General features: G+C 57.8%; 17 protein-coding genes. 6 read left to right on the top strand and 11 right to left on the bottom strand.

The genetic code is table 11. The features are described from left to right. Positions 1 to 4 precede the first annotated feature (4 nt). The 8 genes from THS5294_RS14785 to THS5294_RS14750 form a co-directional block, all read right to left on the bottom strand. Complete coding sequence (locus tag THS5294_RS14785) at positions 5 to 1,015, bottom strand: cytochrome d ubiquinol oxidase subunit II (RefSeq protein WP_058124359.1); 1,011 nt, start codon at positions 1,013 to 1,015, stop codon at positions 5 to 7. A 6-nt stretch (positions 1,016 to 1,021) separates the two neighbouring features. Beyond that, positions 1,022 to 2,431, bottom strand: coding sequence for a cytochrome ubiquinol oxidase subunit I (locus THS5294_RS14780; RefSeq protein ID WP_212733577.1), 1,410 nt, complete (start codon positions 2,429 to 2,431; stop codon positions 1,022 to 1,024). Between the two features lie 4 nt (positions 2,432 to 2,435). Further along, positions 2,436 to 2,981 (bottom strand): GbsR/MarR family transcriptional regulator, encoded by a 546-nt coding sequence (locus THS5294_RS14775; protein WP_233486499.1) that lies wholly within the window; start codon positions 2,979 to 2,981, stop codon positions 2,436 to 2,438. A gap of 109 nt (positions 2,982 to 3,090) precedes the next feature. Continuing rightward, complete coding sequence (locus tag THS5294_RS14770) at positions 3,091 to 4,146, bottom strand: HesA/MoeB/ThiF family protein (RefSeq protein ID WP_058124358.1); 1,056 nt, start codon at positions 4,144 to 4,146, stop codon at positions 3,091 to 3,093. A 1-nt stretch (position 4,147) separates the two neighbouring features. Continuing rightward, complete coding sequence (gene dut / locus THS5294_RS14765; protein ID WP_058124357.1) at positions 4,148 to 4,615, bottom strand: dUTP diphosphatase; 468 nt, start codon at positions 4,613 to 4,615, stop codon at positions 4,148 to 4,150. After that, complete coding sequence (gene coaBC / locus THS5294_RS14760) at positions 4,612 to 5,808, bottom strand: bifunctional phosphopantothenoylcysteine decarboxylase/phosphopantothenate--cysteine ligase CoaBC (RefSeq protein ID WP_058124356.1); 1,197 nt, start codon at positions 5,806 to 5,808, stop codon at positions 4,612 to 4,614. Before coaBC ends, dut begins: the two co-directional genes overlap by 4 nt. 66 nt (positions 5,809 to 5,874) lie before the next feature. Further along, positions 5,875 to 6,594: a ChaN family lipoprotein gene (locus tag THS5294_RS14755; RefSeq protein WP_306434246.1), complete on the bottom strand. Its 720-nt coding sequence runs from the start codon at positions 6,592 to 6,594 to the stop codon at positions 5,875 to 5,877. A 95-nt stretch (positions 6,595 to 6,689) separates the two neighbouring features. Further along, complete coding sequence (locus THS5294_RS14750; RefSeq protein WP_058124354.1) at positions 6,690 to 7,568, bottom strand: RNA polymerase factor sigma-32; 879 nt, start codon at positions 7,566 to 7,568, stop codon at positions 6,690 to 6,692. Positions 7,569 to 7,650: 82 nt separating this feature from the next. On the opposite strand from THS5294_RS14750, the gene cobU reads away from it, so the two are divergent. Genes cobU through THS5294_RS14730 form a run of 4 tightly spaced genes read left to right on the top strand, consistent with a single transcriptional unit; the run spans position 7,651 to position 11,240 of the window. Further along, positions 7,651 to 8,193: a bifunctional adenosylcobinamide kinase/adenosylcobinamide-phosphate guanylyltransferase gene (cobU, locus tag THS5294_RS14745; protein ID WP_058124353.1), complete on the top strand. Its 543-nt coding sequence runs from the start codon at positions 7,651 to 7,653 to the stop codon at positions 8,191 to 8,193. Next, positions 8,190 to 8,750 carry a histidine phosphatase family protein gene (locus THS5294_RS14740; protein ID WP_058124352.1) on the top strand — a complete coding sequence of 187 codons (561 nt, stop codon included), beginning with the start codon at positions 8,190 to 8,192 and terminating at the stop codon, positions 8,748 to 8,750. The genes cobU and THS5294_RS14740 overlap by 4 nt, the downstream gene beginning before the upstream one ends. A 59-nt stretch (positions 8,751 to 8,809) precedes the next feature. Beyond that, the gene (locus THS5294_RS14735; protein ID WP_058124351.1) at positions 8,810 to 9,679 is read left to right on the top strand and encodes a glutathione S-transferase; all 870 of its coding nucleotides are present in this window, start codon (positions 8,810 to 8,812) and stop codon (positions 9,677 to 9,679) included. Between the two features lie 46 nt (positions 9,680 to 9,725). Then, on the top strand, positions 9,726 to 11,240 hold the full coding sequence (locus THS5294_RS14730) for a YifB family Mg chelatase-like AAA ATPase (protein WP_058124350.1): 1,515 nt from the start codon (positions 9,726 to 9,728) through the stop codon (positions 11,238 to 11,240). Here the strand turns inward: THS5294_RS14730 and gshB are convergent. The 3 genes from gshB to rsmI all read right to left on the bottom strand — a co-directional run bounded on the left by gshB (position 11,237) and on the right by rsmI (position 13,471). Continuing rightward, positions 11,237 to 12,175, bottom strand: a complete 939-nt coding sequence (gene gshB, locus THS5294_RS14725; RefSeq protein WP_058124773.1) for a glutathione synthase — start codon at positions 12,173 to 12,175, stop codon at positions 11,237 to 11,239. The genes THS5294_RS14730 and gshB overlap by 4 nt on opposite strands. Before the next feature lie 79 nt (positions 12,176 to 12,254). Next, positions 12,255 to 12,608, bottom strand: coding sequence for a YraN family protein (locus THS5294_RS14720; protein WP_058124349.1), 354 nt, complete (start codon positions 12,606 to 12,608; stop codon positions 12,255 to 12,257). After that, positions 12,605 to 13,471, bottom strand: a complete 867-nt coding sequence (rsmI, locus tag THS5294_RS14715; protein WP_116904361.1) for a 16S rRNA (cytidine(1402)-2'-O)-methyltransferase — start codon at positions 13,469 to 13,471, stop codon at positions 12,605 to 12,607. The genes THS5294_RS14720 and rsmI overlap by 4 nt, the downstream gene beginning before the upstream one ends. Before the next feature lie 107 nt (positions 13,472 to 13,578). Here rsmI and THS5294_RS14710 point away from each other — a divergent pair, with 107 nt between their 5' ends. After that, positions 13,579 to 14,742 (top strand): penicillin-binding protein activator, encoded by a 1,164-nt coding sequence (locus THS5294_RS14710; protein WP_233486498.1) that lies wholly within the window; start codon positions 13,579 to 13,581, stop codon positions 14,740 to 14,742. A gap of 94 nt (positions 14,743 to 14,836) precedes the next feature. After that, positions 14,837 to 17,539, top strand: a complete 2,703-nt coding sequence (locus THS5294_RS14705) for a [protein-PII] uridylyltransferase (protein WP_233486497.1) — start codon at positions 14,837 to 14,839, stop codon at positions 17,537 to 17,539. Positions 17,540 to 17,541: the final 2 nt, after the last annotated feature.

Here is a 17,541-nt window from a genome sequence, read left to right as displayed (position 1 = left end):
GCGCTCAGTCATATCGCAGTTCGGTCGCTTTGCCGCGAAAAATCACATAGGCCATGACAGTGTAGGCAAGGATCGTCGGCACCACCACACAAGCACCGATGAGAATGATCATCAGGGATTCAGGTGCCGAGGCGGCCTCATAGATCGTGATCTGTTCGGGCACCACATAGGGGTAAAAACTGTAGGCCAGTCCAACAAAAGCCAACACAAACAAGGCACAGGACGTCACAAACGGCACCCACGACCAGTGGTCGTTTTGGGCTGGCAGACGACGGAGCGAGAACCACAGCACACCCACCAATATCAACGACATCAGCGGCAGCGGCGCGAGGTAGACCGCCTCGGGAAAGCTGAACCACTTTTCGAAAATGCGTGGCGATACCGCGGGAGACGCGAGCGAGATCGCCCCAAACCCGAGCACCAGCCCCCAGACGCCCCCTTTGGCCCAAGCGACTGCTTTGCGCTGCAACGCGCCTTCAGTTTTGAGGATCAACCACGCGGCCCCGATGAAACTATATCCAACCGTCAGGAACACTGCCGTCACGAGTGCGAATGCCATCGTCAGCCACGTTTGCTGCAAGCCCATGATGTAGATGCCCAACATGTAGCCCTGCGCCAGCGAGGTCATGGTCGAGCCGATCCAAAAGAAGCGGTTCCACATATCCTTGCGTTTGGCCCGCGCCTTGGCCCGGAACTCAAAGGCGACGCCGCGCAGGATCAAACCCACGAGCATGACGAAAACGGGTAAATATAGCGCCGTCAAAATAGTCCCATGCGCCGATGGAAACGCCACCAAGAGCAGCCCAACGGCTAGAACGAGCCATGTCTCATTTGCATCCCAGAACGGGCCAATGGACGCGATCATGCGGTCTTTTTCGGCGTCCTCCGCAAAGGGAAACAGAATGCCGACGCCCAGATCAAAGCCATCCAGCACCACATAAATCAGGATCGAAAGCCCCATAAGCCCCGCAAAAACGAGCGGCAACCATACGGATGGATCATCAAAAATGGACATGTTGGGTCACTCCGCCGGGGTCAGGATTTTGACCTGCGCCTCACCAGAACCACGCACCGCCATACGGATGCTGTCGCCCTTGGTCGCTTTGGTCGCGAGGTAGAAAATTACGCTAATGTAGGCAGTTAGCAATGCCGCATAAATCGCGAGGTAAGCGATCAATGTGCCGAGAACCATCGGCGCGGGCACGTCGGCCACGGCCTCGGCCGTGCTCATCACGCCTTGAACCAGCCATGGCTGACGGCCGATTTCGGTGGTGTACCAGCCTGCCAATGTCGCGACCCAGCCCGAAAAGGCGAAGGGCACCATGAACAGCAAGATCGGCGTGGGAATACAGCCAGTCTGAAACCGTCGGCCCAGATCATCACGCCGCGCCATCAGGGCCAGCGTACCCCAGCTTAGCAGCAGCATCGCCATGCCCGTGCCAACCATAACGCGGAACGACCAGAATACTTTGTCCACCGGAGGGTGCAAAATCGTGCCGTCCTCCGCGACAAAATCATTCAGGCCGGGCACAACACCATCGGCCTTGTGGGTCAGGATGATCGACGCAAGGTTCGGGATCTCAATCGCGAAATCATTGGTCCGTGTTTCCTCATTCGGAAGGCCAAACACCACCAGCGGCACGTTAGAGCGCGTATCCCAGTTGCCCTCCATCGCGGCAACCTTGGCGGGCTGGTGTTCCAGCGTGTTCAGTCCATGAAAATCACCTGCAAGGATTTGAACGGGGATGAGCAGCGCACCAAAGACTAGCCCCGTGCGCAGTGTCGCCGCAACGCTGCGCGACCGATCCCCCAAAAGGTAGCGAAACGCACTAATCCCTGCGATCAGGAAGGATACCGTCAGCCCAGATGCAAGCAGCATGTGCACAAACCGGTATGGCATTGAGGGGTTGAAAATGATCGCCCACCAATCGGTCGCGTGCGCCACGCCATCAATCATTTCAAACCCTTGAGGCGTATGCATCCAAGAGTTCAACACGATGATCCAGAACGTTGAGACCGTGGTCCCAAAGGCCACGAGGAACGTGGCGGTTGTGTGCAGCCAAACCGGCACGCGAGACGCCCCAAAAAGCATGATGCCGATGAAAACCGCCTCTAGGAAGAACGCGGTCATGATCTCATAAGCCAGTAGCGGCCCCGCGATATTGCCGACCTTCTCCATAAATCCTGGCCAGTTCGTACCAAATTGGAACGACATCGTAATGCCGGAAACGACCCCCATGGCAAAGCTTAGGGCAAAGATTTTCACCCAGAAGCGATACGCCTCCATCCACTTTTCATCACCAGTCCATTGGAAGCGCAGTTTAAAGAACAACAGCATCCAACCCATCGCGATGGTGATCGTAGGAAACAGAATGTGAAACGAGATATTCGCGCCGAATTGGATGCGCGACAGAAGGAGGGTGTCCATCATGTGTCTAGCCTTTGGTGCGGGTAAATGGGTTTAGGCGGCTGGTTTTTTCGACCAACCCGCCCAGTTTGGCGCCGAGCGTCATCAATTGAACCAAACGCTCAGTCTCAAGCCGGTTCATGTCCTCATAGAAGGTGGACATCATCTCAATCAACTCGCGCAACTCAGCGATGCGCGCTTCGGCGTAGGGATCGCCCTGTGCGCCCTGCATTTCCAGTTCACGGAGCTTGGTCAGGGTCGGATCGATTTCGCGTTTTTTCCGCTCTGCGACGAGGGTACGGACGATCTCCCACAGGTCATCGGGGGTGGTAAAATAATCACGCCGATCGTCGGGCAGGTGGCGCAGGCGGACAAGGTTCCATGCCTGTAACTCTTTCAATCCCATGGACGTATTTGAGCGGCTAATGCCCAGTGCAGTGGTAATCTCCTCAGCGTTGAGCGGCGTTTTCGACAGGAACAAAACTGCGTAGATTTGGCCAACCGTTCGGTTGATCCCCCAACGACTGCCCATCTCACCAAAGTGGAGAACGAACTCTTGAAGAAGAGGCGCCATTTTCATCTTTTTCCACCACACAGTAATTTCAGAAATTTCTGAAATATCAGATAGGCCAAACTTTATCCCAAGAATAGAGGGAACGACAGGATGTCGCAGATGTGATGGTTCAGATGTTTCCGCAGCAGGCGCAATCCGCGCGGCGCTTGATGCCGATGCTGCGCGTTTCGGCGTATAGACCGTCATAAATCAACATCTTACCGCGCAGCGTCTCACCAGCGCCGGTGATCTCTTTGATCGCCTCTAGAGCCATCATAGACCCTACAACACCAGGCAATGCACCGATCACCCCGGCCTCAGCACAGGATGGGGCTTGCCCTGCGGCAGGCGGTTGCGGGAAAATACATGCCAAGCACGGAGACCCACCGGCGGGATCATAGACCGTCACCTGCCCCTCCCACTGGGAAATTGCACCGGCGACCAGGGGCGTGCCCGTGGCCACGGCCGCGGCGTTCACCATTTGGCGCGTGGCAAAACTGTCTGATCCATCAAGGATCAAATCGTAATCCGCGAACAAATCCTCGGCGATATCTGCGGTCAGCCGTCGTTGATAGGGGCGTACATTGACGTGCGGATTCAGGGCTTTCATCGCCGTCTCGGCTGAGAAAACCTTGGGCATGTCAGAGCGGTCATCAGTGTGGATAATCTGCCGCTGAAGGTTGGACAGGGAGACGATGTCGTCATCAATAACACCGATCGTGCCAACGCCCGCCCCGGCCAAATACATCAACGCAGGCGCGCCGAGACCACCTGCGCCAACCACCAGAACCTTTGCCCCACGCAACCGCATTTGGCCGGGGCCACCCACTTCGCGCATCACGATGTGGCGTGCATACCGCTCCAGCTCAACCTCAGACATACCAGCCGATGGGGGCGGCGATTGTTCTTGGGCAATGTTTTTCTGGGTTTCGTCGGCGCGAGCTCGCAGCTTGCTCAGCACCTCACGATAAAGCCAAATCACCCCGACCAGCCCGCCAAAGATCAACCACATGGACGCACTGCCGCCCGTAGCCTCGCGCAATGGCGTGCCAGCAGGCATCGCCAATTGCAGGCCAAGAACGGCGATGTACAAAAGCCCCAACATCAACCAGCGCGCCTGCATCGGCAGCCGCAAAATATGCCCAATGCTCCAAATCAGAGCCGCAACACCAAGAACCAAAATCATATCAGCGGACCCCTGTTGAGCCAAAACCACCTGTGCCACGCGCGCTATCGTCCAAGTCGTCAACCGGATCGAATTCGGCACGATGCAACGGGGCAAACACGGCTTGGGCGATCCTATCGCCGTGCGCAATAGTGACTGGCTCATCCCCAAGATTAATCATCAAAACACCCACATCGCCGCGATAATCGCTGTCGATTGTGCCGGGTGTGTTGATCAGCGTCAGCCCCTGTTTGAAGGCAAGACCAGAGCGTGGGCGCAGCTGCAACTCATATCCCTCAGGGATCGCGATGCGCAGCCCGGTAGGCAGGACTGCGCGGCTCATGGGCGCTAGGGTGTGACCCTGTTCGCGATGCTCGGCCGGGAAGTTCGCGCGCACATCGGCGCCAGCCGCCCCCTGTGTGGCGTAGGTGGGCAAAGCGACAGACGCGTCCGCCCAATCTGCACGCACGACCGCGATCCGAACATTCATGCTAAGGCCTTTGCGATACGAACCGCCAGCTTGCGCGCGGTCTCTGATTTACTCATGCGGGGCCATGCCTCCGTCCCGGTTTCGGTGACCAAAGTAACCGCATTTTCCGTACCGCCCATAATCCCAGTTTCGGGAGAGACATCGTTGGCCACGATCCAGTCGCAACCCTTTCGGGTCCGTTTCGCGGTCGCGTTGGCGACGACGTCATCCGTTTCGGCAGCAAAGCCAACGACCAACTTGGGCCGTTTGTCACCCCAGCCAGATACGGTTTTCAGAATGTCTGGATTTTCCGAAAACGCCAAAGCCGGGGCCTTGCCACTGCCGTCTTTCTTCATCTTGTGGGCTGAACTGTTGTCCACGCGCCAGTCCGCGACGGCGGCAGCAAAGACCGCTGCGTCAACTTTTGGTGCGGCCTCAACCGCGAACAGCATCTGAGCCGCCGTTTCGACCTGCACAACTTGCACCCCATGCGGCGGCGGCACGGCAGCCGGGCCGGTCACAAAGACCACCTCGGCACCCAAGTCCCGCAACGCGCCAGCAATCGCCACGCCCTGCGCACCAGATGAGCGGTTCGCGATATAGCGCACAGGATCAATGGGTTCATGCGTCGGACCAGAAGTCACAAGCACCTTGCGCCCAGCCAGCGGTCCCGCAATGAAGAACCTTTGCATCGCTGTAATAATATCAGGAACTTCAGCCATCCGACCCGGGCCAAACTCACCACAGGCCATTGTGCCATCGTCCGGCCCCACAAAACCGATCCCATCCCCCATCAACGTCTCGACATTGCGCTGCGAGGCAGGATGTTCCCACATTTTCACATTCATCGCGGGGGCAATTAGCACGGGCGTATCCGTCGCGAGCAAAAGCGTAGAGGCCAGATCATTCGCTAAGCCCTGAGCCATTTTAGCCATCAGATCCGCAGTAGCGGGCGCAACCACGACCAAATCCGCAGCGCGGCTTAGCTCTATGTGGCCCATCTCCGCCTCATCGGTCAGGTCAAAAAGATCGCGGTAGACTTTGTTTGCCGCCAATGCGGACACTGACAGGGGCGTTACGAATTCTTCACCCGCGCGAGTTAGAACCGGGATAACCTCGGCCCCTTGCTCTCGGACGCGGCGGATCAAATCCAAGGATTTGAACGCCGCTATACCGCCGCCGATGATCAGGAGGATTTTCTTGTTGTGGAGCATGATGGCTGGCGTTCCGCGGCAGTTAAGTTGGCTGGACGTTACGTTGCACCGCCGCAAGGAGCAAGATCAGCGAAAGGCCAGACAGGGATCGGGACGCTCTGCCGCGCTTGAAACAAGGGTGACGTCAAATGGCGCGTCCGCGGCGGGGGCGTCTTCAAACTGGCCAAGCGTGCGCACTGTCACCTCGGGCGCCGCTGCCGCGAGGTAGACCGGCATACCCCAGTCTTTGCGCGCGTGGCCATTGCCCGTGATGACGACAACCGGGCCGCCCGTTTCATCCAGCGCTTGGAGCGTCACACGCGAAAAATGTGCATCCCGCAAGCGTTGCGCTGCGACCATGCCGGGCAACATGTCGGCTGGTAACGCATCACAATGCGCCGACATTTGCATCGCCTCACGGGCCTTTTGTTCAGATGGCTCAAGCAGTTGATGCAGTCCCAACGCGTCGGCACCATCACCGAAAATGACTGTTATATCGCCAGACACTGCAGCACGGACTTGGTCACGAGGCAGTGCAGCACCATAAATTGCAGCATCATTCGCCGCAACAAAGACCGGATGATACATCGTGTAATCCGGCCAGCCAGAGGCGTTCCACTCCAACAACTCGGCCACATCTTCGGCCCGATCCGGCAAGCCCGCCGACAGCATTTCGGCTTGCTCTGGCGTCAACATTTCAAACACGACGGCTGTTGGCGCAAGGGACGTAATGGCCTCTGCTTGCCGCATGTGATGCTCCGGATTGTCGTGAATTTCGCCCAGCAAAGCCACGTCAGCATCAGTCAAGCGCGCGATCCAGTCACCTTGCGCCCCCGCAGACGTAGAGAGGGTCGCGCCTGCACATGCCAACGCGACCCCAGCAAGCAACAGATTGCTATAAATCATACGAAAAAGGCTCGAACCTCTTTGGACTGACCTTCGAGGCTCTTGCGCATCTTGGTGAAAGCAGCGGCTTCAAGCTGGCGCACTCGTTCCTTGCTCAGCTTCAGCTCTTGGCCAAGACTTTCGAGTGTCCGGGGTGCATCGCGGAGCTTCCGCTCGCGCACGATAAACCGTTCACGTTCATTAAGAGCGTTGAGAGCGCACAACAGCCATTCCCGCAGAGTATCGGTGTCGTGACGGTGCTCTACGGTTTCAGCGGCTTGCGCGCCATCATCCTCAAGCGCATCGATCCATTCACGACCCTCATCCTCGGATGATTGCGTCGCGTTCAATGAAAAATCGGAGCCGGACAAACGTCCTTCCATCATCTCAACATCGTGCAGCGGCACACCGACCTCTGTCGCGATCATCTGGCGCAATTGGTGCCGGTCTAGGTTCTCGCCAGCGGATTGCGCCTCACGCTCAAGACGGGCTTGCACGCGACGCATGTTGAAAAAGAGCGACTTCTGCGAGGACGTCGAACCGGTCCGAACCATCGACCAATTCCGCATCACATAGTCTTGGATCGAGGCCTTAATCCACCACACAGCATAGGTCGAAAAGCGCACTCCACGGTCGGGATCAAATTTGTCGGCAGCTTTCATGAGACCCAATCCAGCCTCTTGGATCAGGTCGTTCATCGGCGCTCCATAGCGGCGGAATTTCGAAGCCATCGAGATCGCGAGCCGCATGTACGCGGTGATCAGCCGGTGCAAGGCTGCCTCGTCTCGTTGATCGCGCCACGCATAGGCCAGCTGCAATTCCGTTTCGGCGTCCAGCAGCTCTGCCTTCATCGCACGACGGGATAGTGTTGTATCGCTGTTGAAATCCAAGGCCATGATTGCCCCCTGAAGACTGTTGGTTTGGTTTTGTAAGTGATACGGGAGGCACAGGACGTTGGATCACTAGGGGGCATAATTAATGTTGATTTTACCAAAACTAACCCTAGTGACTGGCGGAGCTGCATCTGGAAAAAGCGATTATGCAGAGCGACTTATAGCCAGTTCCGGCCTGCCGAAAAAATATTTCGCAACGTCACAAATTTGGGATGATGAAATGGCGGAAAAAGTCCGCGCGCACCGCACAAGCCGTGCAGGTGATGGCTGGGATACCGTTGAGACGGGAACTGATCTAGTGGCTGCAATCCACGCAACGGCACCGAATGAGGCCGTCCTAATTGATTGCGCCACAATGTGGCTGACGGCGATCATTATGGCGGACGCCGACCCCGCTGATGAAGTCCCGCGGGTGTTAGGTGCCCTTAGCCAGTCACCCACGCCGTTCGTCATCGTGACCAACGAAGTGGGGCAAGGCATCGTGCCAGACACCTCGATGGGGCGCGCATTTCGCAACATCCAAGGGCGTTTCAATCAAGTAGCAGCAAGGCAAGCTGACAGCGTGATTGCCGTTATGTCGGGCCTGCCCTTTGCCCTCAAAGGAACACTGCCGGAGGTCCCGCAATGACCCGTTTTTGGTGGGTACGTCACGGCCCGACCCATGCAAAGACGATGGTTGGCTGGACCGATTTGCCAGCCGATCTGTCCAACGCCGATCAGATCGCGCGCGTTAGCGCCGCTTTGCCTGACGCGCCCATTATAAGCAGCGATCTGCTCCGCACCCGGACCACCGCAGACGCGATACAAGGCACGCGATCCCGGCTCTCGCATGAAAAACGCTTTCGCGAATTTCACTATGGCGAATGGGAAAACCAAACGTTTGACGCAATCGACAGCCCCGAATGCCGCGCTTTCTTTGATGCCCCTGGCACGCAAAAAGCACCCGGTGGCGAGAGCTGGAATGACGTCACCGAAAGGGTAAATGCTGGCTGTGATGTGTTAACGGGCACCTATTCTGACATTATTATTGTTGCCCATATGGGGGTGATCCTCACGCAATGGGCGCGCGCGCTCAACATCACACCATATGAGGCCCTTGGACAGGTAATTGAGCCGCTCTCGATCACGCGGATCATATGGGACGGCACTAAATTCGAGGGTGATTTCGCCAATCACCATCCGTGATAGAGATGCCGCAAAAACATCATTGGCGCGTCGGCATTTAACAGGGCTATGCTAAGCTCATGACATATGACCTTTTGATCGGCGATAAATCGTATTCAAGCTGGAGCCTGCGTGCTTGGCTGCTGTTTGAACGCTTTGATATCCCTGTGAACATTCACACCACCGAGTTCTATCAACCGAGGTTTGCGGAAGACCTGAAGCGGTGGTTTCCTGCGGCAACCGTCCCTACAGTGCGCGCGCATTCTGGGGCGGTTTGGACAGATTCCCTCGCGATCTTTGAAGGAATTATTGAGGCGCACCCTGAGCTGTCGTTACTTCCAGAAGACCCCAAAAGTCGAAGTGCTGCGCGGTCGCTCATGGCTGAAATGCACAGTGGTTTCATGGCGTTGCGCGGTGACTGCCCAATGAATTTGCGGCATACATGGCAGGATTTTCGACCTTCGGAGGCGGTTATGCGTGATATCAAACGCATCGTCATGCTGTGGGATCACGCGCGCAGTCTAGGTGGGCAGGGACCTTGGTTATTTGGCGAATATGGGGCGGTTGATGCCTTCTATGCGCCTGTCGCTGCTCGCATCGCGGGATACGGGCTGCCAGTCGACCAAGCCGCCGCAGAGTATGTGAGCGCGCATTTACACGACCCCGCCTTCCGCCGCTGGCGCGCCATGGGTGAGGCACGTAATCGAACGCTGAGCGAATACGACAAGGGCCTCCCCAAAGGACTCTGGCCTGGGCCAAAATCGCTCTCTGCCCAGCCGGTTGCAAACGGTCCCTCAGAGAATGACAGCTGCCCATATTCCGGTGGATCAGTAACCCATTTTCTTGAACTTAGAGGACGGGTCTTTGGCTTTTGCAATGCAACTTGCCGAGACAAAACATGCGCCGATCCAGAAGCATGGCCAGCCTTCATGAAGCTTTACCAATCGTAAACACCTTGCAGCTAATCCTGTCCCAAGATGCCATCGAGGGGACGCAATGCTCGCAAGTACATACACCGTCGCTTTCGATGGATTGGTCGCACGGCCGGTCAAGGTAGAATGCGCGCTCGCGCCCGGGCTGCCGTCATTCTCAATCGTTGGGCTTCCCAGCAAAGCCATTAGTGAGGCGAAGGACCGAGTGCGCGCCGCACTCGCGCATTTGAATGTGGCGATGCCATCCAAGCGAATCACGATCAACCTATCCCCAGCGGATCTGCCAAAATCAGGCGCGCATTTCGATCTGCCAATCGCCGCCGCGATCCTCGCTGCTATCGATATGCTCCCGCAGGATAAAGTCGCGCGCATAATGTCGTTAGGAGAGTTATCTCTTTCCGGCAAACTGATCCCAATCAAGGGTGCGCTACCTGCCGCGGTCACGGCTGGCACACTTGAGACAGAATTATACTGCCCCGAAGAATGCAGCACTGAGGCCGCTTGGGTCGGCGCCACGCGGGTGTTTGGCGTGTCTAGCTTAGCGGCGCTACTGGCACATTTCACCGGAGCCAAACCCCTCGCGCAGGCGCATCCCGCCCACCTCGCACCCATTCAGCATGAGCGCGATTTGCGCGATATTCGAGGCCAAGCCCGTGCGAAACGCGCGCTCGAAATTGCAGCCGCTGGCCGGCATCACCTGCTAATGGTCGGAAGTCCGGGGTGCGGAAAGTCCATGATAGCGGCCCGGTTGCCATCCATTTTGCCGGACCTCACACCGGCCGAAGCGCTTGAAACATCAATGGTACACTCGATCGCAGGCCTGCTTGGTGAAGGGGGCATTGCCCGAACCCGGCCTTTTCGCGATCCGCATCACACAGCCTCAATGCCCGCGCTGGTTGGTGGTGGCAAAGGCGCCGGACCCGGTGAAATCTCACTCGCGCATAATGGTGTTTTGTTCATGGACGAGTTCCCAGAATACCAGCGCCAAACACTAGAATCGCTACGCCAACCCCTTGAAAATGGCGAAGTCGTCATCTCACGCGCGAATGCGCATGTCCGCTATCCCTGCCGGTTTTTGCTGATCGCCGCCGCAAACCCATGCCGCTGCGGACACCTCTATGACGCAAACCTCGCGTGCGGCCGCGCCCCAATCTGTGGCGCGGACTACATCGAAAAAATCTCAGGCCCGCTGCTCGACCGCTTCGACCTTCGGATTGAAATGCTACAAGTTCCAGCCGATGAACTGAAACGTGAACCAACCGGCGATAGCTCCGCTCAAGTGGCTGAGCGAGTTGCCGCCGCCCGCGCGATCCAAACTGAACGCTACGCCAGCATCGACAACACCCACACCAATTCGGATTGTGAGGGCGAAGTCTTGATGGATGTGTGCCGCCCAACACAGGCCGGGCAAGCGATGCTCGACCTCGCGACGGAGCGGTTTTCGCTCAGCGCGCGAGGGTATCACCGGGTACTGCGAGTTTCGCGCACCATCGCTGACTTAGCAGGGGACGTTGATGTCGACACCCCGCACATAGGTGAGGCGTTATCATATCGACTGGTCGCCGCCCCTAAAGTTTAGTCCGCCAGCTTCCGCTCAATCGCATCCCAGATCAGTGCCGCGCCATTGACGCCGTCAAATGCCTCAAGCTCCCGCAAGCCGGTGGGGGACGTGACATTAATCTCGGTCAGGTAGTCGCCAATCACGTCAATCCCGACAAAAATCTGACCTGCTTCACGCAACTTTGGCCCAATGGCTGCACAAATCTCAAGGTCACGGTCGGTCATTCCAACCGGCTCAGGCCGCCCACCAACGTGCATATTCGATCGCGTTTCACCCTCAGCAGGGACACGGTTGATCGCACCAATTGGTTCCCCATCCACAAGGATAATCCGTTTATCCCCCGCACTCACGGCGGGTAGAAATTTCTGCATAATAAGCGGTTCATTGTTCACGGATGAAAACAGCTCATGCAGCGAATTAAGATTACGGTCTTCGGGGGTTAGGCGAAACACGCCCGCGCCGCCATTGCCATAAAGCGGCTTAAGAATGACGTCACCATGCCGCGCACGGAAGGCTTTCAAAGTCTCCAAATCGCGTGTCACCATCGTTGGTGGTGTCAGTTCTGGAAAATCCAAAACCATCAGCTTTTCCGGCCAGTTCCGCACCCAAGTCGGGTCATTCACGACAAGCGCCTCACCCTTGAGGCGATCCAACACATGCGTCGTGGTGATGTAGCCCATGTCGAACGGCGGGTCTTGGCGCAGCCAAACCACATCCATGGATGCAAGATCGAGCTCGGTTTCAGGCTGCAGAGTAACATGATCGCCCACCACATTGCGGACTTCCATTCCGTGGCCACGGGCCATGATGCGGCCTGTATCATACGCCAATGCGGTTGGTGGGTAATAGAACAGCTCATGCCCACGGGCCTGAGCCTCTAGCGCCAGTCGAAAGCTGGAATCCGCGTTAATATCGACACCCGTAATCGGGTCCATCTGGAATGCTACACGCAGCGCCATGTCCGTCTCCACTTAAACATCTTTGCCTAGATGGCGCAGTCGGACGGGCCGCGCAACGCACAAGTATACGCCGTTAAGCGCACAGTGCGTTTTCGATGACCTCTATTTGGCCAGATTGATCTACTAGCGCCACGTCAAACCGTGATGGCGTAAGATCACCCTTCGGCTGACCAGATAGGAATTCAGACGCCGCACCAAAAAGACGTTGGATCTGCCGAGGGCCTAGACTTTCCGCAGCACGTGCGAACGCTTTGCTTTTCTTGACTTCGACAAAAACGCAGGTGCCCGCTTTTTCAAAAATGAGGTCAATCTCCCCCCCGATACCACGCCAGCGATGCCCCAACAGTGTGTGACCGCCGCGAATGTATCGAATGGCAACCGACTGCTCTGCGGCCAAACCGGCAAGGTAATTGGTAAGACTTCTCATTTATCGCCCAATTTCAAAGCCATCTGATACGCATCCCTCCGTGAAATCGAGAAATCCTCCGCGATCATCGCAGCCGCCTCTTTGACTTTTAGCGTTTGAAGAGCTTCGCGCAGCGCCGCTTCGATATCCCCCTCAGAGGCGACCTCAGCAGCACCCTCACCAATCACGAGAACAATTTCTCCCTTCGGAGGGTGATCGATCACAGAGGTCAAAACGTCAGACATCATACCACGGCGTGTTTCTTCAAATTTCTTGGTCAACTCGCGACATAACGCGCATTCGCGATCCCCTAAAACTATCAGACAGGCTTTTAATAATTCGCTAATGCGCTTGGGGCTTTCATACAAAACAAGCGTCCCCGGGATCGACTTCAACCCCTTCAGGAACGTCTCACGCGCTTTGGCCGCGTTCGGTGGAAATCCTGCGAAATAGAACCGATCCGTTGGCAATCCCGCGACGCACAGGGCCGATAACACGGCCGAGGCACCGGGTGCCGCAAATACCGGCACATCCGCATCATGCGCGTCACGCACCAACTGATAGCCCGGATCCGCAACCATGGGAGTGCCTGCCTCTGACACGTAGGCCACGGATTTTCCCTCCTGCAAGGCTGCCAACAACCGGGGGCGCGCGGTGGGACCATTGTGATCGTGATAGGCTACAATCTGGCGACCATCGCGTGAAATTCCATGCAATTCCATCAACTTGCGCGCAGTTCGCGTATCTTCGGCTGCAATCATATCTGCCGCCCCCAGTATATCGAGACCCCGCAATGTGATGTCCCGCGCAGCACCAATTGGCGTGGCAACAAGGTAAAGCCCCGGGGCAAGGCTCGCGCTCAGTGGCGATGTGGCGCGCGTCATGCTCAATTCCCTTCGCATCGTTTACTTGGCTGACTATAGGCTCTAGTTTCCACGGAAGGTCTATGGGATTTCGATGAATTCCCGCATTAATTCAAAGGGTGGGTCTCATGTTGGGGTGGCTTTTTTCTCGTGTTTCGCGATGCGCGATGTTGGTTTTGGGTGCGCTGGCGGTTGCGGGGTGTCAGGCCAACTTCCCCGGTGGGGGCTCCCGCGCGGTTTCCCCCGATCGTGCTGTGCCGGTTGCCATTTTGTTGCCCTACGGCTCCGCCAATGCCGGTGACAGTGTCGTTGCACAGGCCCTAGAGGACGCCGCACGCCTTGCAATCGGTGATCTTGCAGGGGTCCGCCTTGACCTGAGAGTATATGAAACGGCGGGTGACGCAGCCATTGGGGCCGCCGCTGCCACGCGCGCCGTAGATGACGGGGCCAAGGTTATTCTTGGACCGCTATATGCCGATGTCGCCGCCGCAGTTGGCGTCGCGGTGGCGAACGACAACGTCTCAGTCCTGAGTTTCTCCAACAACACTTCCGTCGCGGGGGGCAATGTCTATGTCCTTGGCAACACGTTTGAAAACACCGCAGATCGCGTGATCAGCTACGCCACAGCCCAAGGCCGCAACCGCGTGGCAGTCCTGCATGCCAACGATACGGCGGGCAATATCGCCCGAGCTGCCGTCCAATCTGCAGTCGGTAAATCAGGCGCAACTCTTGTGGCCGCGATCCCATATGAGCTGTCGCAAGAGGGCGTGTTCAATGCCGTGCCCATCGTGCGCGACGCTGTCCGCGAGGCCGGTGCCAATTCGGTATTCTTCACTTCGGCCTATTCCGGCGCGCTGCCGATCTTTGCGCAACTTCTGCCCGAAAACGGCATTCAACCCGGTGATGTCCAGTTCATGGGCCTCGCACGTTGGGATGTCCCATCAGAGGCACTCAGCCTCGCAGGGCTACAGGGCGGGTGGTTCGCCCTACCGGACCAAGGGCTTTCAGCCCAATTCGACAGCCGTTTTCAAGCCGCCTTTGCCCGTGCGCCGCACCCCCTTGCGGGCCTCGCATTTGACGGCATATCCGCGATTGGCGCTGTCGTCCGCGATGCAGGCGAAATCGGGCCCGCATCATTGACGCAGCCCTCTGGCTTTGCGGGCGTGAACGGGGTATTCCGACTGCGAGCCGATGGCACCAATGAACGTGCCTTAGCCATCGCGCAAATCATTGACGGCCAAGTTCAGGTGATCTCCCCTGCCCCAAGACGTTTCGGAACCCCGGGTCTCTAAGACCTCCGCCCCCCGCCGTTTACCGCGGGACCTAAGCACACTTGCCCCCAGCGACCTGATCGTTGAGGCACGCAGGATATTCGACGTAGAGCCAATGCTCGACGCGCTCGAAACAGCGCTTGCCAACGCGCCCGACAGCGGCGCGGTCCGCAAGGCAACCGTTGAGACACTGGGCGACGCCCGCACCCTTGGCCGCGACGCCATTGCCGCCGGGTTTGAGGCCGACCCAAGCCGCGCCCGCCGCGTCACCCATGCCTACAGCTTCCTTACGGATTGCATCGTGGAATGCGTGTTTCACGTCGCCACCCGCATCCTACACCCAAACCCGCACCCAACTGAGGGCGAACAGATCGCCGTGCTGGCTGTGGGCGGCTATGGTCGCGGCGAAATGGCCCCCCATTCTGACGTCGATCTATTGTTTCTCACACCTTACAAAATGACCCCCTGGGTCGAGAGCGTGATTGAATCCATGCTCTACATACTGTGGGATTTGAAGCTGAAGGTCGGACATTCCAGTCGTACCGTAAAGGATTGCCTCCGCCTTGGGCGTGAGGATTTGACCATCCGCACCGCACTTCTAGAACAAAGACTTATCTGCGGACGCGGCGCCTTGGCCACGGACCTGCGGGACCGACTGTGGGCTGAGTTGTTTTCCCAGACAATCCCTGAGTTCGTTGAAGGAAAGCTCATCGAACGCAGCGAGCGGCACCGCAAACAAGGCGGTCAGCGTTATATGCTGGAGCCGAATGTCAAAGAGGCCAAGGGCGGCCTTAGGGACCTCCAGACGCTGTATTGGATCGCAAAGTATCGCTACGGCGTGCGCGACGCCGCAGACCTTGTGGATTTGGGCGTCTTTCGTCCCGAGGAGTTCAGAAGCTTCGAAGCCGCAGAGCGGTTCTTGTGGTCCGTGCGCTGTCACCTGCATCTGGTCACAAACCGCGCCGCCGATCACCTGACCTTCGACATGCAGGTCGAGGTTGCCGCGCGCTTGGGCTATACCGACCGGGGTGGCCGACGCGGCGTTGAACACTTTATGCAGGCCTACTTTCGCCACGCGACCAAGGTGGGTGAGCTCACGCGCATCGTGCTCACGGCACTTGAGGCCGACAACACGAAATCAAAGCCCGGCATCTTTGGGTTCCTGCGTGGCAAACGCCCCAAGAAACTAAAGGCCCCCTACGTGCTGCACCAAGAACGCATCAACGTTGAGGATGAGGCCGCGTTTCTGTCCGACCCGCTGAACCTGCTGCGCGTGTTCGAAGAGGCCTTGCGCACTGGATTTTTACTGCACCCCGATACGATGCGGCTGATCTCGGCCAACTTGCACCTGATTGACCAGCGGATGCGCGAAACACCCGAGGCGAACAAATTGTTCCTTGGGCTGATGCTCAAACACGGCAATCCCGAACGATCCCTGCGGCGCATGAACGAACTGGGCGTTTTGGGTGCGTTCTTGCCGGAATTCGCGCCCATCGTCGCGATGATGCAGTTTAATATGTATCACAGCTACACGGTTGATGAGCATACGATACAGGTCATCTCAAATCTTGCAGAGATTGAGCGTGAAGAGCTGCGCGATGACCTGCCGCTGGCTTCATCCATCCTAAAGGACGGCGTTAACCGACGGGTCCTGTACGTGGCGATGCTGCTGCATGATATCGGCAAGGGACGGCCCGAAGATCACTCGGTGCTTGGGGCACAGATCGCCCGCCAAGTGGCCCCCCGCTTTGGCTTGCGCAAAGAAGAAGTCGAGACCGTCGAATGGCTGGTGCGTTATCACCTGCTGATGTCCGACATGTCGCAAAAGCGAGATATTTCCGACCCCCGCACAGTGCGTGATTTCGCCAAAGCCGTCAAAACGCGCAAGCGGCTCGACCTGCTGACTGTACTCACCGTGTGTGACATTCGCGGCGTTGGCCCCAACGTGTGGAACAATTGGAAGGCGCAGATGCTGCGTGCCCTGCACCGTGCCACCGCCCTCGCGCTAGAGAACGGGCTAGAGGACGTGAACCGCGAAACCCGTGAGGCCAAGGCCCGCAAATTGTTCCGCGATGCGATGCCCAACACATGGACCGAAACGCGCCTCCGCGCCGAGATTGGGCGCCACTACGGCACATATTGGCAGGGCCTGCCCACCGGGGCGCAAGTGCGCTTTGCCCATATGTTGCAGGACATTGCAGCCGACGAATTCAAGGTTGAGCTGGAACCCGATGAGGAGCGCGATGCGACCCGCGCGCTGTTTGCCAACGAAGACCACCCCGGCGTGTTCACCCGGCTTGCGGGTGCGCTGTCGCTCGTGGGGGCCAACATCATCGACGCCCGGACGTTTACCTCTAAGGATGGATACGCGACGTCGGTGTTCTGGCTGCAAGACGGTGACGGTCACCCCTATGAGGCCAACCGCCTGCCCCGCCTGCGCGGCATGATCGAAAATACCCTGCGCGGTGAGGTCATCACCTCTGACGCGCTTCAGGGACGTGAAATCAAGAAGCGCGAGCGGCCCTTTGCGGTGCCCACGTCGATCACCTTCGATAACGAAGGCTCAGAGATTTACACAATCGTTGAAGTCGATACACGCGATCGCCCCGGCCTGCTGTATGACCTGACACGCACCCTCGCGGACGCGAATATCTACATCGCCACCGCCACCATCGCGACCTACGGCGCGCAGGTGGTGGACGTGTTCTACGTAAAGGACATGTTCGGGCTCAAGCTACACTCCAAGTCCAAACAAGCCGATCTCGAGAAAAAACTGCGCGCCGCGATTGCGCGCGTCAAGGAACGGGCGGGCGCCTAAGA

This window comes from Thalassobacter stenotrophicus (assembly GCF_001458315.1).
Taxonomy (GTDB): Bacteria; Pseudomonadota; Alphaproteobacteria; order Rhodobacterales; family Rhodobacteraceae; genus Thalassobacter; species Thalassobacter stenotrophicus.
This window is presented reverse-complemented; position numbering and strand designations above follow the sequence as displayed.

Coding starts and splice junctions, on each gene's coding strand:
- THS5294_RS14780 (WP_212733577.1), bottom strand. CDS start 2,431: ATGATGGACACCCTCCTTCTGTCGCGCATCCAATTCGGCGCGAATATC.
- dut (WP_058124357.1), bottom strand. CDS start 4,615: ATGAATGTTCGGATCGCGGTCGTGCGTGCAGATTGGGCGGACGCGTCT.
- THS5294_RS14775 (WP_233486499.1), bottom strand. CDS start 2,981: ATGGCGCCTCTTCTTCAAGAGTTCGTTCTCCACTTTGGTGAGATGGGC.
- coaBC (WP_058124356.1), bottom strand. CDS start 5,808: ATGCTCCACAACAAGAAAATCCTCCTGATCATCGGCGGCGGTATAGCG.
- THS5294_RS14770 (WP_058124358.1), bottom strand. CDS start 4,146: ATGATTTTGGTTCTTGGTGTTGCGGCTCTGATTTGGAGCATTGGGCAT.
- THS5294_RS14785 (WP_058124359.1), bottom strand. CDS start 1,015: ATGTCCATTTTTGATGATCCATCCGTATGGTTGCCGCTCGTTTTTGCG.
- rsmI (WP_116904361.1), bottom strand. CDS start 13,471: ATGACGCGCGCCACATCGCCACTGAGCGCGAGCCTTGCCCCGGGGCTT.
- THS5294_RS14705 (WP_233486497.1), top strand. CDS start 14,837: ATGCTCGACGCGCTCGAAACAGCGCTTGCCAACGCGCCCGACAGCGGC.
- THS5294_RS14710 (WP_233486498.1), top strand. CDS start 13,579: ATGTTGGGGTGGCTTTTTTCTCGTGTTTCGCGATGCGCGATGTTGGTT.
- THS5294_RS14730 (WP_058124350.1), top strand. CDS start 9,726: ATGCTCGCAAGTACATACACCGTCGCTTTCGATGGATTGGTCGCACGG.
- THS5294_RS14740 (WP_058124352.1), top strand. CDS start 8,190: ATGACCCGTTTTTGGTGGGTACGTCACGGCCCGACCCATGCAAAGACG.
- cobU (WP_058124353.1), top strand. CDS start 7,651: ATGTTGATTTTACCAAAACTAACCCTAGTGACTGGCGGAGCTGCATCT.
- THS5294_RS14735 (WP_058124351.1), top strand. CDS start 8,810: ATGACATATGACCTTTTGATCGGCGATAAATCGTATTCAAGCTGGAGC.
- THS5294_RS14720 (WP_058124349.1), bottom strand. CDS start 12,608: ATGAGAAGTCTTACCAATTACCTTGCCGGTTTGGCCGCAGAGCAGTCG.
- THS5294_RS14750 (WP_058124354.1), bottom strand. CDS start 7,568: ATGGCCTTGGATTTCAACAGCGATACAACACTATCCCGTCGTGCGATG.